This is a genomic window from Photobacterium lucens, assembly GCF_009873615.1.
Lineage (GTDB): Bacteria > Pseudomonadota > Gammaproteobacteria > Enterobacterales > Vibrionaceae > Photobacterium > Photobacterium lucens.
Genome location: NZ_SSMG01000391.1, coordinates 1 through 15,485, shown reverse-complemented (window position 1 = coordinate 15,485; position 15,485 = coordinate 1). Strand labels below are relative to the sequence as shown.

Below are 15,485 nucleotides of genomic sequence, written 5' to 3'. Positions count from 1 at the left end.
TTTATGTTAGAGGGCATAAAAGAAAGACAGTAAGCCTAAGATCACCAGTAATAGCCCTGATACTAAATCATTATATTTACCTAGCCATTTGCCGATCACATTGTTACCTAAATGGTTACCGAGATAAGTCAGTAAGATACTGGTAACAAACGTCAGTATTGTGATTAAGTTGATATTAAGTCGAGACACACTTCCTAGTATCCCCACGCCAATATTATTAATGGATAGCAATATTCCTAATCCAATTGCCGCTTTGATCCCAAGCTCTTTGGTGTCGTCATGGCGTGTTTTTTTATTGTTCGAGAAGCTATTACCAATAGACCAAAGTCCAAGTCCGATAAAAACAATCGAACCAATATCTGATGATTCTTGATGCGAGATCAAATGGGTTAACCATTGCCCCAATACCATTGAAAGGTAAGTCACGATGGCTGTGATCAGCGCAATAATAATATTGGGTACTAAGGCAATACGTTTGTTTTGTACGCCATAAGAAAACCCAATAACAAAGTTATCGAGGTTAGAAGAAAGGCTGAACAGTAAAGCGAGTATGAAGGGCATAACAGTAGAATGAAAAAGTGGTTTTATATGCGATTCCATCACTGCGTACGAGTACTTTTGTTGCAGAGTTAAGTTGCATTTTTGTCTAGGGGATTGATAACTGAAATTACGGATATTTCCTTAGCTTTCAAATCTAAAAAAGAATAATACTTAGCTTTCATTTGTTTTTGTTGTTGTGATCTTTATCTGCTTTATCTTTCGTATTCTTTCGTAATATAGCGGCATTATGAAAGTATAAGTAAGAAAAGGAAAGAACATGACAGCAGCACGCTTTCACATGATGGCAAAACCAACCAGTTATCGCTGTAACTTAAAATGTGAATATTGCTTTTATCTGGAAAAAGAAGCGATGCTCGATGAAGTAAGCGGATGTGGAAGCACTGGATCTCAGCAACCAGATGTGATGCCTGAGCATGTTTTAAAACGTTATATTCGTGATTATATTGCCTCGCAAGATAGCGATCAGATCGATTTCTCATGGCAAGGTGGAGAGCCAACCCTTGCTGGGCTTGATTTCTACCGCAATGTGGTGAAATACCAGCGTCAATATGCCAACGGAAAAACCATCACCAATAGTTTTCAAACCAACGCTGTTGCTATCAATAAACAGTGGGCGCAATTTTTTGCCGACAACCAGTTTTTAATTGGGGTATCTATCGATGGTACACCTGATATTCATGATAAATACCGTATTTCAGTCAATGGTAAACCGACCTTTGAACGGGTAAAGCGTGCCATTGAATATCTACTTGAGTATCAAGTGGAATTTAACGTCCTCACGGTGATTAATGATCAGAACTGGGATAAAGGTGCTCAGACTTATCAGTTTTTAAAATCATTGGGTGCTCGTCATTTACAGTTTATTCCCATTGTTGAAGTGGAAGGCTCTGCACAGGGCTCATCTCATCATTACGCTACCGCCAAAGATGCATCACTAACCCATTTCTCTGTGCCTTCTCATGGCTATGGTCAGTTCATGACAGAGGTTTTCGATGAATGGCTAAAAGAAGATGTAGGCACTGTTTATGTACGTATGTTTGATAGTGTATTAGCGACATGGCTGGGCTATCCAGCATCGGTTTGTGTCCAGTCGAAAAACTGTGGTCAGGCGATGGTGATTGAAGCTAATGGCGATGTTTATTCCTGTGATCACTATGTTTATCCGGCTAACCGTTTAGGGAATGTGGCTGAATTGTCATTAACGAAGATGGCAACCAGTAAACAACAACAACGTTTTGGACAAGCTAAGTCCAGCAAATTAACCGAGCAGTGCCAAAGCTGTGAAGCCCATGGCTTATGTTATGGCGGCTGCCCGAAACACCGTATTGTTCAGCAAGATGGGCAAAAACATAAACACAATTACTTGTGCCCGTCGTATCAAAAGATCTTCCGTCATACTGCACCTGCAATGCACTTAATGAGCCAAGCAATCCGGCAAGGGGGAACGGCCGCCGATGCCTTGCCGATGATTGCCCATGCTCGTGGTCAACATGCTTTCTCGTAACATCCTGTTTTTGTAACACCTTATAAATACACAATTAATCCAATATTAATAACGATTGAGACAAGGAGTGAATCATGGATCTGTCCTCGATGAAGAAGACAGTGGTTGCCAGTTTAGTTGCCACAGCATGTGTTGTCGCACCGGTTACCACCTTTGCCGCTAAACCTGCCGAGCAACCAAACGTGTTGTTAGTGATCATGGATGACTTAGGTACGGGTCAGTTAGATTTTGCTTTAGACAGTTTAGATAAAGCAGAGTTAGCGAAACGCCCTGTGCCAGCACGTTATCAAGGCGATCTAGATAAGATGATTGATGCGGCTAAACGAGCCATGCCAAATGTGGCACAGCTGGCGCAAAACGGGGTGAAGATGACCAATGCTTTTGTGGCGCATCCTGTGTGTGGCCCTTCTCGTGCGGGAATTTTCACGGGTCGTTATCCAACCAGCTTTGGTACATACAGTAATGATGATGCGTTGCAGGGTATTCCGCTCGACATCAAATTATTGCCTGCATTATTTCAAGAAAATGGCTATCGCACTGCCAACATTGGTAAGTGGCACAATGCGAAAATAGCCAGCAAAAATAAGGTCGCAGCAGAAGCGCAAACACGTGACTATCACGATATTCAAATTCCGGTGGTCGGTGAAGGTTTTGGACCCGAAGAGCGTGGTTTTGATTACTCCTATAGCTTCTATGCATCGGGCGCTGCGCTGTGGAATTCTCCGGCAATTTATCAAAATGGTAAGAACATTCCTGCTCCGGGCTATTTAACCCATAACCTGACCAATGAAACCCTGAAATTCATTGAGCAAAGTGGCGATAAGCCGTTCTTTATTAACCTTGCTTACAGCGTGCCGCACATTCCGCTAGAGCAAGCGTCACCGGCAAAATACATGGATCGCTTTAATACTGGTAACGTTGAAGCGGATAAATATTTTGCTGCGATCAATGCTGCTGATGAAGGTTTAGGTCAGATCATGGATCTGCTTAAACAAAAAGGCGAGCTAGAGAATACCTTGATCTTCTTCTTGTCTGATAACGGTGCGGTACATGAATCGCCAATGCCAATGAATGGCATGGATCGTGGCTATAAAGGACAGATGTATAACGGTGGGGTACGTGTTCCTTTCGTCGCATCTTGGCCGAAACATATTCCTGCTGGTGGCAAGAGCGATACCTTAATTTCAGCACTTGATATTCTGCCTACCGCTTTAAAAGCTGCGGGTATTACGATCCCGCAAGAGATGAAAGTCGATGGTCAAGACATCATGCCGGTACTGGCTGGTAAAGCTGAGCAATCACCGCATGATTATATCTACTGGGCAGGTCCGGGTGCGAAGCACTACAGTGAAGAAAATGATGGTTTTTGGTACGGTTACTGGAAGTGGATCACATATGAAAGCGATACGATCCCGAATAATCCAAACCTTGAAAAACTATCAAAAGGCTCATGGGCGATCCGTGATCAAGACTGGGCATTGTATTTCTACGATGATGGTTCAAATAAGGTGAAACTGTTCAATGACAAGTTAGATCCGTCAGAGTCACAAGATTTAGCGACCAAACACCCAGAGAAAGTCGCTGAAATGAAAAATGCATTTTATGACTGGATCAAAAACAAGCCTAAACCTGTGGCATGGGGACAAGATCGCTACCATGTGTTAACTGAATCAGCTAAACCTGCGCCAGCATTAGCGCAGAAGTAATGTGAGTTAACCTAACCAAGAAAGTCATGACAAGGTGCATGGCTTTCTTATTGTTTCGTTTATAAGTGACGGGTTCATCCTTTTTTATTCTGCATTATTTTTTAAGTCGCTTTGATTATATGTCATGGAAGGAAAAGCAAATGACGACAAAAACACCTGAAAAACAGCCTTCAACCTCTTCTTCTGAGCATATTGAATCTCGAATTAAACACATTGTTGCTACTGAGCGTCCGAAAGTGCCTTATGAACACCCTGATGCGAAGATGTATTGGCATTTGTTTAAGCAGCGTTTGATCCGCTTAAAAATGAAAAAGCCTGCTTATGATAAGCACGATCAGCAATTACAGACATTATTTCAGCAACAAACCGACCTCAAATTGTTATGTGATAACTTAACCAAGTATGTGACGGAAGCGTTTTGTCACTACAGCGTTTGGGAGCATAGCCATGCTTATTATCCTGGTAGACCAAGCCAGCAAAGCGCCAGAACCGATGCCGTTGAAGGCGTGAGTCGTGTATTACCAGTATTAGCGGCATGGCTGCATTTTAGCAATGAATCACAGATGAGCGGGTTAGATGGACAACGCATTGATGTAGTAAAAGTGCTCTCTCAAGCATTTCTGGCGGGTACTGATCCTAAACATCCCGGCTATTGGGGCGTATTACATGATTGCGATCAGAGGGTGTGTGAATCAGCCGATCTAGCACTCGCGTTATGGCTATCAAAAGAGTGGGTATGGCAGCACTATAGCGAGGTGGAGCAGCAGCAGATAAGCCGATGGTTTAAGCAAGTGAACAGTCTAATAACGGTCGATAATAACTGGCACTTATTTCCATTAACGGTGCAGTTTGTTCTAAAAGCCCTGACGGGTGAAGACTGTATCGATCACGATAAATATCAACGTATTAAAGTGTTTTTTGTCGGTGGTGGCTGGTTCCGTGATGGTGCGAAAGGCAATTATGATTACTACAACGCATGGGGATTTCACTACTCACTCTATTGGCTCGATCAAATCGACCCGAATTTCGACCCTGAATTTATCCATCAATCGTTGAGTGATTTTGTCGAAGGTTATCGTTATTTCTTTACCCCAAAAGGCTTACCTTTCTTTGGTCGCAGCGCTTGTTATCGCTTAGCCGCAGCAGCGCCTTTGTTAGCCGCAGTTGATCAACATAGCTCTGCGATTTCGATGGGTGAAGCGAAACGGGCTTTTCGTTTAAATCTAAATTACTTCATCGGTAATGGTGCGATGCAGTATGGCGCACCGACTCAAGGTTTATTCCATGATGATGGACGTTTAGTCGATAACTACAGCGGCCCTGCCAGCAGTTTTTGGTCGATGCGTGGATTAATTATTGCGTTATACATGGGCAACCGTTGCCAACTATGGCAAGCAGAAGAAAGCCCACTGATGATAGAACAACAAAGCTATGACTTTGATATTGAAGCGATCCAAGCCAATGTTAAAGGCATTGCTGAAACTCAAGAAATTGTGGTGACGTTTAAACAGGAATATACCGAGCAGCAAGATCCGTTATCACGTCGGTTAGAGTCTCAGTCTTATGCCAATAAAGCGCTTGAAATGCTATTAGGCCGAGCAGAGCGACCTAAAAACAATTTATTGCGCAAAGGGATCACCAGTTATAGCTCGAAGATGTCACATTTCTTTTAAACCGCATTTTAAAGCATAAATAAAACAACCGAAGTTGGGCGTTGCTCTGCTTCGGTTTTTTTGTGTTTTATCCGCTTTGTCCTTTTTATCAACGTTGTCATTTAGTCTTTTTTGTTAGCTTCGTAAGTTAACGAAAGTTTATTTGTCTTTATTTTATTATTTATTTTCGATTTGAAAGTGGTTATGTGATCAAGAACGCTTTATTTGCATTTGTTTTCGAATAATATCTTTATCGAAAGTTAACGAAGGATTGAGGTTTTCTATGTTTTTGGTTTCATCTCGCGAAATGCTGCACAAAGCGCAACTGGGTGGCTACGCTGTCCCTGCGTTTAATATTCATAACCTAGAGACGGTGCAAGTAGTTGTCGAAACAGCTGCCGAGATGCGTTCGCCAGTTATTTTGGCTGGGACGCCAGGTACCTACAGTTACGCAGGTACAGACTATCTGGTTGGTATTTGTAAAGAAGCGGCAAAACGTTTTGAAATGCCAATTTCGCTGCATCTTGATCACCATGAATCTTTTTCTGATATTCGCCAAAAAGTAGAGGCGGGTATTAAGTCAGCCATGATCGATGGCTCGCACCATAGCTTTGAAGAAAACATCGCCCTGACTCGTCAAGTGGTTGAGTTTTGTCACCGTTGGGACTGTTCGGTTGAAGCTGAGCTTGGTCGTCTTGGTGGACAAGAAGATGACTTAATCGTGGATGAGAAAGATGCGCTTTATACTGATCCTGATGCTGCTGTTGAGTTTATTCGTGCAACGGGTGTAGATTCATTAGCGATTGCGATTGGTACAGCACACGGCATGTATAAAGAAGTGCCTCGCCTTGATTTCGACCGTTTAGGCATGATTCGTAGTAAAACAGATACGCCATTAGTGCTACATGGTGCATCAGGTGTGCCGGATGCCGATGTACGTCGCTGTATCGAATTGGGTATTACTAAAGTGAACGTGGCAACAGAGCTTAAAATTGCGTTCTCTGATGCAGTAAAACAGTACTTTATTGAAAATCCAAAAGCGAATGATCCTCGTCATTACATCATTCCGGGCAAAAACGCGATGAAACAAGTCGTGCTAGATAAGATCCGCGTTTGTGGTAGTGAAGGTAAGCTGTAACAACTGAGTCACCCTTTCATGGTTATCGAAACTAAATGAAACTCAGACTGAACGAATGCGCTTAGCGCCCGTTATTAGCTATGTTTAACTTCCCCCATAATTCGTTAAACATAGCTTTTTTTATTTCTGCATTGGAGAAAATCATGGAATCACTCCAGTCACTCTCTAAAAAAATCGCGATTATTGGCGAGTGTATGATTGAACTTAGTGGTCAGCCATTCGCCCAACAGGAGCAGCGTTTTGGCGGTGATACATTAAATACCGCTATTTATTTATCTCGCTTATTACCGCAACTTGCTCCGACCTATATCACCGCACTTGGCCTTGATAATTACAGTAATCACATGATCCATGCTTGGCAAAAAGAAGGGATCAATTGTAATTATGTACTGCGTGAAACTCACAAATTACCGGGCATGTATGCCATTGAAATCGATCCAAATGGCGAGCGCAGTTTCCACTATTGGCGAAATGATTCAGCAGCTCGACAAATGTGCGACCATCCCCAATTTCGTGCAGCTGTTGAGTACATGAAAAGCTGTGATTTAGTGTACTTATCTGGGATTTCGCTAGCGATTTTACCTGATCACGGCAAGATGAAGTTACTTGCAGCATTGGCTGATGTGCGTAACGCTGGAGTGAAAATCGCTATCGATTCTAACTACCGTCCTCGTTTATGGCGTAGTCGTCAAAATGCCAAAGAATGGATGTCTCAGCTCTATAACGTGGCTGATATTGCGCTGGTAACAGCAGATGATGAAGACTTACTTCATGGCACCGTTAATAGCTCACCTGAGGCGATTGCTAAACGCTTATCTAATGTTGAACAAGTAGTGGTGAAGCTCGGTAAAGACGGTGCGCAGTGGTTTGAACTTGGACAATCGGGCATCGTGCAAGGTAATGTGGTTGATAATGTTGTTGATACTACCGCAGCTGGTGATTCATTTAATGCTGCGTTCTTAGCAGCTTGGGCATTAGGTATGCCAATGAGTGAATGTTGCCATTGGGGTAATCAGCTTGCGGCACAAGTGATTCAGCACAAAGGGGCGGTGATCCCTGAAACTTATACACGTTCTTTAACAAAATTGATGGATGAAAACTTATGATGACTCAAGCATGGATAGCAAAATTACGTGATTTAAAAGTAATGCCAGTGATCCAAATTGATAATGCCGATGACGCAGTACCGTTAGCCAAAGTATTGGTTGAAAATGGCCTACCTGCGGCTGAAATTACCTTTAGAACCGCCGCTGCTGCTGAATCGATTCGTCGTATTCGTGAAGAGTTCCCAGAGATTGTGCTGTGTGCAGGAACGGTATTAACCAAAGAGCAAGTCGATGCTGCCATTGAAGCGGGGGCTGATTTTGTTATTAGCCCTGGGTTTAACCCAACGACGGTTAAATATTGTATTGAAAACAATATTAAGATGATCCCAGGTGTGAATAACCCAAGCCTTGTTGAGCAAGCGTTAGAACTTGGTGTAACAGCGCTAAAGTTTTTCCCTGCAGAAGCTTCTGGCGGTATTAACATGCTTAAATCCTTAACCGGTCCATATGGTCAAATTGAGTTGATGCCAACAGGTGGGGTAAATCCACAAAACCTGTTGGATTACTTAGCCATTCCTCAAGTGGTTGCTTGTGGCGGAACATGGATTGCACCAACGGCAGCGATCAATGCCCATGATTGGGATAGCATTGCTCACAACGTACGTGAAGCGGTGAAGTTGACTCAGCAATAGGAGAGTAAAATGTCTGAAACTAAACGTGTTGCTGTGTTATTGGCTGATGGTTTTGAAGAAGGGGAAGCGGTTGTCTTTATCGATATCATGCGTCGATTAGACATTGAGGTTGACGTGCTATCGTGCATGGAAACTACAGCTCTCAATACTTACTTTAAAACTAAAATCACTGCAGATTTTACTTTAGCTGATAAATTTGATGACACTTACGATGCAGTCATGATGCCGGGTGGCCCGCAAGGAACCGATAATCTGTCAGCAAACCCGAATGTGATTGCGTTCCTAAAACGCCATATTGAAACCAATAAGTACATTTGCGCTTTGTGCTCATCGGGCGCCAAAGTATTAGCAGCGCACCATTTATTGCAAGGTCGTCCGTATACAACAGGCGATAAATTGGCGGATAAATTTGACGATGGGGATTTCCAGCTAAAGAAAGTGGTGGTTGCTGATAACTTCATTACTGGGCGAGGTTTAGGTGTGAGCTTTGAGTTTGCTTTCACTGTTGCCAAATACCTGCTTGCTGATAATCAAGAGAAAGTCGATTGGCAGGCAAACCACATCTACTTTGATCATTGGCCTTTATAACAGCGTTTTGATTGCAATGTTTGAGTATAAGAAAGGGTAACTTAGGTTGCCCTTTTTTGGGTGGAGAGTATTTATCAACAGCTTCAAGATAGAGATTGCATACCTGCATATCAAATATGGATTATTGAAAAGATCATAAATGCAATCTTGCATTTTATTCATCAATGAAAACACCTATTACATACGTGTGAATTGATTATTTACTCTGTTAAACCGTAGTTTTTATAATGCTATTGAGACTATGGTTTTGAGCTTAATTTATTAATATTCAATTGGTTAAGATTGTTTTTTGGAAGTGGAGGATAAGTGACTATATAAACAAGAATTGAAACTAATTAAGCATGATGTTCAGTTTTTCTTAATGCTCCATTTATGAATAACTAACGTTTCATTTTTACTATGATGACAAATAATCGAAAGTTGATAAATTAAAAACATCAACGGGGCGCATGGTTCCGTCGCTATTTAATATTTTGATTTAAGGTGTAGTAATTATGAAAGTAGTAGTAGAAATTTTAGAAGCTGGTAAATACCGTGATGTTGCATGGGAAGGTGAGTTTGTTTCAGCTAAAGGTGAACTACGTGCTGTTACTCCTTCATACGCTGCACAGTTAATTAAACAATCAAAAGCAGCACTTTATACTGACGCTGATGGTGAGATGTCATTTACCTATAAATAACTTAAATATGTTAAACGGTATATTTAAGTTTTTTAGCTAAAAGCAAGGAGACTCAAGTTATGAGTCTCCTTTTTCTTTATTCTTTGGATGATTTTTAATCATTATTTACAATGTAAATTTAAAAATTGATGGTATCAAAATGCGGATTTGCGGTATTGGCATGCATAGAAGCAAGATGATCTAACACGATGGTCGATACGGTATTATCCACTCTGAGTTCAATACATTCTTCTCTCTGAGCGTTGTAGCAAGTATCTTGCGCAATGCCTGTCACAGTTTCACCATTTCTATAAGTAAGACTGATATTTAGGTGGAGCATGCAGGCAATTTCAATGTAATCGTGTTGGTGACAACTTATCATAATAATTGCTCCTATCTATTTCTTAATAATGGTGATTTTAGATTACTGTGTGTATTAAGACTATTCAAAATCTGCGCGTAATATTTTGTATTTTTACGTGTCGGCTCAATGTTTTTCTTTTATTTACAGGTCATTACTTTGTAAATAACCACTCCGATCGTCTTTCTAAATTAATAATATAATTATTTATAGTCTTATGTGAAAAAAGCGATAGTGATTTTAGCTCATTAAAAAAGAGTCGTGGGCTTTATACAGTATGGTTCTCATCTTGTAATGTGAGGCTTGTTTTTATTATCTCTGTTGTATATCTGTGGATCTTTTTGTTTTGTTTTTTATTTAAATTTCAATAACTTGCTGGTTTTCTTGTGTTGTTGGTATCGAAGGTTTAAATCAATAGTTATGGATATCATTTGCATCACAATGATGTTTTCAATAACTGTGTAGAGTGTGATATTGGTGAGTATTAAAGTAGCCGTATTATTGCAAGGTACATAAAAGTACGCCATATAACACGGTTTTAACATTTTGAAATTGCCGCTAGCAATGTATCGCTTATATATATTGATAACTAAAATGAGTTTTTAAACATTAAAATATATAGCGTTACTCTTATTAAGCAGTTTGGTTGGTATTTAAAGCTTATTTTAGTTCTGAAAGATAGCGACATCGTATTCTAAAAGGAATTAATAATGACGAAAATAACTCCAATAGCGTTACTGCTGGTGGGCTTCACTGCATCAAGCAGTTATGCCATGAATCCACAGCCAGATCCTGAAAATCCGGGCGGTTATATTATTGAGCGCTCAGAGATCAAAGCCGCAGAAGATGCAAAAACGGCCGACCCAATGTATGACGTATGGGCTAAAGCCTTAGAGACCCGTCCAAATATCATTGTAGAAGCTATCTACCCAGATGCTGCAACCAACCCTGATAACGTAAAACGAGTTGAGCGCGTGTTCCCTGAAACGGAGTGGAACTTCTTAACTCAAATGGCGGCACCTGAATATACCTATACGCGTTTCTTACGTGCGATTGGTAAATTCCCTGCGTTCTGTGGCGACTATACCGATGGTCGAGATGCTGACAAGATTTGTAAAACTTCTATTGTGACGGCTTTTGCTCACTTTGCACAAGAAACTGGCGGTCACATTAGTAAAGATAACTATTCAGATAACCCATTAGCATTGGAAGAGTGGCAACAAGCATTAGTGCATGTGCGTGAAATGGGATGGTCTGAAGGTCAAGCGGGTTATACCACGGGATGTGGTCAGAACGATTGGCAAAATCAGCGTTGGCCGTGCTCTGATGGTCAGGGGTATTTCGGACGAGGTGCAAAACAGCTTTCTTACCATTTTAACTATGGTGCTTTCTCGGAAGTGATGTTTGACGGTGACGCTACAGTCTTACTGAATAATCCAGGTTTAGTTGCTGACTCATGGTTAAACCTCGCTTCTGCCATTTGGTTTTTCTTAACGCCGCAAGCGCCCAAACCTGCCATGTTGCATGTGATTGACCGCACTTGGAAACCATCACAACGTGAATTAGATGCAGGTATTACTTATGGCTTTGGTACGACGATTAACGTGATCAATGGTGGTATTGAATGTGGTGAGCAAAATAAAGATAAAGGCCAACCTGTTAACCGTATTCGCTATTGGGAAGGCTTAGCGGAGCATTACGAAATTGCTATCGCCGCTGATGAGAAAAATACTTGTTGGCAGCAAACACCTTATGGCAGTTTAAACCTAAATGGTGCAACTGATGTGCTTTATACCAACTGGGATGCAAACTGGAAATATTACTCAGATCGTCCAGGCGGTGTTTCATTTGAGTGTGAGCTAGTCGGTTTCCAAACGGCTTATTCAGCGTTAGTTGAAGGTGACTACGAAAAATGTGTAGAAAACTTCTATGGCTCTCACGCCAATTGGCCTGATGTTCGTGTGGTTGATAAATTACCAGATACCGACAAGCCTGTTGATCCTGTAGACCCTCCTGTTGATGGTGTTGCTGCATGGGAAAGCAATAAAGTGTACGTTGGTGGCGACAAGGTGAGTTATCAAGGTGCTGTCTATAAAGCTAAATGGTGGACACAAGGCGATAACCCTGCAAGCGGTGGCCCTTGGGCACTAGAAAGTGGTACTCCTGTAGCACCAGATCCGGTTGACCCTGTAGAGCCACCAGTAGATCCCGTTGACCCGGTTGATCCTGTGGAACCACCTGTCGACCCAGTAGAACCTGTGGATCCGCCTGTAACAGGATCGCCAGCATGGGATGCGAGTGCAATCTATGTTGGTGGTGACAAGGTCAGCTATCAAGGTAGTGAATACCAAGCAAAATGGTGGACGACGGGAAATAAACCTGATGCAGGTGATCCTTGGAAAAAGCTATAAAAACGCGAAGTAAATGAATCAACACCCCGCAGCTAACTACTTCGGGGTGTTTTTTTATAAAGTGATATTCTCAAAAGGATAGTTAAAAGGCTGTTGAATAATGATCCTATTGTCGTCGAGCGAAATGACCTCTACCAGTAATTTTGTGATATCGGGAGTGATGAACAATTCTCCTTCATAACTGCCTTCTATGATTGCTGTAGCAACGATGCGATCCTCGTAATTAAGGATGTAATTGTTATCATCATCGACACGGTAATTTCGATAGATATTGACGTATACATCGCTTGCTAATGGATTATTAACGTCCACAGAAATAGTGCGCAGATCACCTGAAAAGTTGACATCATTCGCGACATCTAAAGTTGGGAAGGTCTCTTTATCTTGTTCATCTGCACGCTCTTCCTCGTTAGAGCCATCACTATTATTTTCAATTTCATCCTCAATCTCATCGAGCAGATTTCCGATTTGGTTGATTGAGTCTTCAACCGTATCGTTAACTTGGTTCACAATCTGATTAGCTTGATCGATAGGACTTTCCGTTAAACAGCCTGATAGAGAAATAGAAGCAATAATCATCCCTCCAACGTAAAAATACTTCATGTTCATTACTCCTCAGGTAGTGAATAGACTTTTGATGCTTCAGGGCGAATAAACCATGTCTTATCGGTTGTCCCATTACTATTGATATAGTCTTCAATTTTAGGGTAAGCCGCTAAAATGCTTTTCCCTTCTATCGGATTATCCCATTGCGATGGAATGAGAATGGCAAAAGGGATCCCTGAGTTATTACGATAACTGTTGCAGTTATTTTCGACACCACAACTGACACTGGCATTCTCTGATTGATCATTACCGCTTTTAAATAAGCTTGTATTGGCTTTGGTAGTTGGTGAAAAGTCTTTTAAATGTATTTCTAAACTACGAGAAGGTGGGCTAGGGAAGCCATGGCCATCATTCGGTGCAGCAAAGATAAACGGGTTGAGATAGGGATGTAAGTGTTCTGGATAATCAACTGGAGTCGTGAATTTGATTGCCATAGAAGCTTGAACCGTCACTTCTTTATCCAGATCACAATCAGCATAGACACGCAAAAAACCATTTTCACATTCAGAGCTAAAATATTCTTTTATTGCATCGGTAAAGATCAAAACCGCTTCATCATCAGGGCTATCAGGCTCTTCTAAAACGGAAGATTTGTATTCGTTGTTGATAATGACATAGCTACTATTGGCATCAATACTTGAGGCCGAAATCCCATCAAGTTTGATAGCAAAGCCATTGTTATAGCCAGCACCGTAGGCTTGTAATTTAATATCAATGTTAAGCCTTGATAGCTTGCCCGTGACGGTTTCTTGAATGTGACCAACACGGTACTGAATGACAATATCATTAAAATCATAATCATCTTGATTTGGCCAACGATCTTCAAAAGCTAAGGTTGCGTAGGTACCTTGAGATGGGTACCAGAAATAACTTTCTTGAGTGTCGTAACTGGTGATGGTGAGAGGGTAGTCTTCAACTTCACCACGACCGCCAGCACCTTGCACCAAGATATTCGGCGCGTCATTTAATCGAAATCGTGCCCATGTTTGATTTGTTATAGCTGCATCACTTGGGACATTAATCGCTAGTGTATGAGCACCACCAGTAAGAGCTACATCTTGGATAACATTTTCATTTATATCGAAATTACCGTTGTTATCCCAATCGATCCATGCAGATAAATAACCAGTGGCAAAGCCACCAACTTGCGCGGTAATAAATGTATTGGCACCTTGATGTAAGCTCGGAGTCGTAAACGTTATCCCTTGATCATCGTCATCGCTGCCATTGTTATCAAAAAACGGATAAAACTGAGCCAGTAAATCTTGATCGGGTTTCGCCCCAAGATAAAGATGTGTTGATACTTCATGGCGAGCACCATTGACCGATAGTGAAGTGCCGTATGAGTTAGGAGCATCCCCAAAATCATACCCATTAACAGCAAGTACAGCCTCACTGCATCGTGCAATATCGACGGTATTCTCTACATTCGGTAGCGTTTGTAGCACTTCGTAATGGAAACTTTCCTCATTATCAAAAGGCGTTAAATCATCAAAGATAAATGATTCACCTGTTTGCGCATCAATAATGTACAACATGCCATTACTATCAAAGAATTGACCACTAAAAGTTCGTAGTCCTTTAAGCCCAGTGGCTGCTGTGATAGCAATATGATTGTTTTCTAGTGATTGTGAAAGATCGAAGCGATGAATATTTTTACTATCATCAAGGGCATAGACTACCCCCTCAGGGTGAACGGCAAGATCAGATAAATTATAAATAGCGTGCTGTGCTAACAATAATTGGGTTGCGATTTGCGTTGATAGATCAACTCGCCATAATCCTTGTGATTTAGCATACAGATAAAGCTGATTGTTATGGATATCGCCCGCGCTATAGTCATGTTGAGGCAGATCTTCTATTCCTATGGTTTCAGCCACAAAACCATTATTTATCCGGACAATATTTTCTCCCATTACCCCATAAATATAATTATCAGTAGCATTAAACCCTAACGCATCGAATTTGTTGCTAATAGCACCTGCGTTACTGGTTTGTCGATCGATATCGACAAAAGAGACATTCGCTGTGTCGTGAAAAAGGTAGCCTATCGTAGGACAAGAAGAAAAAGGGTTAGCGGTACTTGGACTGCTATAGGTGATAAACAAAAAGGGTAAAGCTAAAGCAATAAAATGAGACTTCATTATTACCTCACATCATATTGAGATAAATAAAACAGGGGGACTGTTCTTGTCCATCAACATTAGTGCCAGATTTTTATTGCTTACATAACAAAAGCTTGAAAAATATATAGCTAAATTTTCTTTAGTGTTTGCAAAACGCTATGAATAATAAAAAGCGGACATATTTGTTTTCATCCGTCATAAAATAGTCAGAAAACGATCTAGACTTCTTTTTCAAAAGCAAGAGCACTGTTGCTTTTTTGAGTGCTAGTTGCATATTTGGTTGAAAAGTGACTACTTGAACCTTTTTTCGATTTTTTCCCTTTACAGCAGCAGGTTAGCTAGATATTATTCTTCGCAATTACGGAGAGATGGCTGAGTGGTTGAAAGCACCGGTCTTGAAAACCGGCATACGTTAATAGCGTATCTAGGGTTCAA

At 41.2% G+C, this 15,485-nt stretch carries 13 protein-coding genes; 9 read left to right on the top strand and 4 right to left on the bottom strand.

Going from position 1 to position 15,485, the window contains the following annotated elements; genetic code table 11:
* Positions 1-6 precede the first annotated feature (6 nt).
* On the bottom strand, positions 7-561 hold the full coding sequence (locus tag E5A76_RS16070) for a manganese efflux pump MntP (RefSeq protein WP_053986688.1): 555 nt from the start codon (positions 559-561) through the stop codon (positions 7-9).
* A 256-nt stretch (positions 562-817) separates the two neighbouring features.
* Here E5A76_RS16070 and E5A76_RS16065 point away from each other — a divergent pair, with 256 nt between their 5' ends.
* The 8 genes from E5A76_RS16065 to E5A76_RS16030 all read left to right on the top strand — a co-directional run bounded on the left by E5A76_RS16065 (position 818) and on the right by E5A76_RS16030 (position 9,567).
* On the top strand, positions 818-2,065 hold the full coding sequence (locus E5A76_RS16065) for an anaerobic sulfatase maturase (protein ID WP_161119533.1): 1,248 nt from the start codon (positions 818-820) through the stop codon (positions 2,063-2,065).
* A gap of 74 nt (positions 2,066-2,139) precedes the next feature.
* Positions 2,140-3,771, top strand: coding sequence for a sulfatase family protein (locus E5A76_RS16060; RefSeq protein ID WP_107166472.1), 1,632 nt, complete (start codon positions 2,140-2,142; stop codon positions 3,769-3,771).
* A gap of 140 nt (positions 3,772-3,911) precedes the next feature.
* On the top strand, positions 3,912-5,444 hold the full coding sequence (locus E5A76_RS16055) for a DUF2264 domain-containing protein (protein WP_187695665.1): 1,533 nt from the start codon (positions 3,912-3,914) through the stop codon (positions 5,442-5,444).
* Between the two features lie 262 nt (positions 5,445-5,706).
* Positions 5,707-6,561 (top strand): tagatose bisphosphate family class II aldolase, encoded by an 855-nt coding sequence (locus tag E5A76_RS16050; RefSeq protein ID WP_161119532.1) that lies wholly within the window; start codon positions 5,707-5,709, stop codon positions 6,559-6,561.
* A 143-nt stretch (positions 6,562-6,704) separates the two neighbouring features.
* Positions 6,705-7,667 carry a sugar kinase gene (locus E5A76_RS16045; protein ID WP_161119531.1) on the top strand — a complete coding sequence of 321 codons (963 nt, stop codon included), beginning with the start codon at positions 6,705-6,707 and terminating at the stop codon, positions 7,665-7,667.
* On the top strand, positions 7,667-8,299 hold the full coding sequence (locus tag E5A76_RS16040; RefSeq protein WP_107166505.1) for a bifunctional 4-hydroxy-2-oxoglutarate aldolase/2-dehydro-3-deoxy-phosphogluconate aldolase: 633 nt from the start codon (positions 7,667-7,669) through the stop codon (positions 8,297-8,299). The genes E5A76_RS16045 and E5A76_RS16040 overlap by 1 nt, the downstream gene beginning before the upstream one ends.
* Before the next feature lie 9 nt (positions 8,300-8,308).
* On the top strand, positions 8,309-8,887 hold the full coding sequence (locus E5A76_RS16035) for a DJ-1/PfpI family protein (RefSeq protein WP_161119530.1): 579 nt from the start codon (positions 8,309-8,311) through the stop codon (positions 8,885-8,887).
* A gap of 494 nt (positions 8,888-9,381) precedes the next feature.
* Positions 9,382-9,567: a hypothetical protein gene (locus tag E5A76_RS16030; RefSeq protein WP_053986681.1), complete on the top strand. Its 186-nt coding sequence runs from the start codon at positions 9,382-9,384 to the stop codon at positions 9,565-9,567.
* Between the two features lie 118 nt (positions 9,568-9,685).
* Here the strand turns inward: E5A76_RS16030 and E5A76_RS16025 are convergent, their stop codons facing one another.
* Entirely contained in the window at positions 9,686-9,928 is a 243-nt protein-coding gene (locus tag E5A76_RS16025) for a Rho-binding antiterminator (protein ID WP_053986680.1), read from the bottom strand.
* Between the two features lie 689 nt (positions 9,929-10,617).
* On the opposite strand from E5A76_RS16025, the gene E5A76_RS16020 reads away from it, so the two are divergent.
* Positions 10,618-12,318: a chitinase gene (locus tag E5A76_RS16020; RefSeq protein ID WP_161119529.1), complete on the top strand. Its 1,701-nt coding sequence runs from the start codon at positions 10,618-10,620 to the stop codon at positions 12,316-12,318.
* A gap of 54 nt (positions 12,319-12,372) precedes the next feature.
* On the opposite strand, the gene E5A76_RS16015 is transcribed toward E5A76_RS16020, so the two are convergent.
* Both E5A76_RS16015 and E5A76_RS16010 read right to left on the bottom strand, forming a co-directional pair.
* Complete coding sequence (locus E5A76_RS16015) at positions 12,373-12,921, bottom strand: hypothetical protein (protein WP_161119528.1); 549 nt, start codon at positions 12,919-12,921, stop codon at positions 12,373-12,375.
* Between the two features lie 5 nt (positions 12,922-12,926).
* Positions 12,927-15,068, bottom strand: a complete 2,142-nt coding sequence (locus E5A76_RS16010) for an LruC domain-containing protein (RefSeq protein ID WP_161119527.1) — start codon at positions 15,066-15,068, stop codon at positions 12,927-12,929.
* Positions 15,069-15,485: the final 417 nt, after the last annotated feature.

Excerpts from the sequence above, each read along its gene's own strand:
- E5A76_RS16065 (WP_161119533.1), top strand. The coding sequence starts at position 818 with ATGACAGCAGCACGCTTTCACATGATGGCAAAACCAACCAGTTATCGC.
- E5A76_RS16025 (WP_053986680.1), bottom strand. The coding sequence starts at position 9,928 with ATGATAAGTTGTCACCAACACGATTACATTGAAATTGCCTGCATGCTC.
- E5A76_RS16070 (WP_053986688.1), bottom strand. The coding sequence starts at position 561 with ATGCCCTTCATACTCGCTTTACTGTTCAGCCTTTCTTCTAACCTCGAT.
- E5A76_RS16040 (WP_107166505.1), top strand. The coding sequence starts at position 7,667 with ATGACTCAAGCATGGATAGCAAAATTACGTGATTTAAAAGTAATGCCA.
- E5A76_RS16055 (WP_187695665.1), top strand. The coding sequence starts at position 3,912 with ATGACGACAAAAACACCTGAAAAACAGCCTTCAACCTCTTCTTCTGAG.
- E5A76_RS16030 (WP_053986681.1), top strand. The coding sequence starts at position 9,382 with ATGAAAGTAGTAGTAGAAATTTTAGAAGCTGGTAAATACCGTGATGTT.
- E5A76_RS16060 (WP_107166472.1), top strand. The coding sequence starts at position 2,140 with ATGGATCTGTCCTCGATGAAGAAGACAGTGGTTGCCAGTTTAGTTGCC.
- E5A76_RS16035 (WP_161119530.1), top strand. The coding sequence starts at position 8,309 with ATGTCTGAAACTAAACGTGTTGCTGTGTTATTGGCTGATGGTTTTGAA.
- E5A76_RS16050 (WP_161119532.1), top strand. The coding sequence starts at position 5,707 with ATGTTTTTGGTTTCATCTCGCGAAATGCTGCACAAAGCGCAACTGGGT.
- E5A76_RS16015 (WP_161119528.1), bottom strand. The coding sequence starts at position 12,921 with ATGAAGTATTTTTACGTTGGAGGGATGATTATTGCTTCTATTTCTCTA.
- E5A76_RS16010 (WP_161119527.1), bottom strand. The coding sequence starts at position 15,068 with ATGAAGTCTCATTTTATTGCTTTAGCTTTACCCTTTTTGTTTATCACC.
- E5A76_RS16045 (WP_161119531.1), top strand. The coding sequence starts at position 6,705 with ATGGAATCACTCCAGTCACTCTCTAAAAAAATCGCGATTATTGGCGAG.
- E5A76_RS16020 (WP_161119529.1), top strand. The coding sequence starts at position 10,618 with ATGACGAAAATAACTCCAATAGCGTTACTGCTGGTGGGCTTCACTGCA.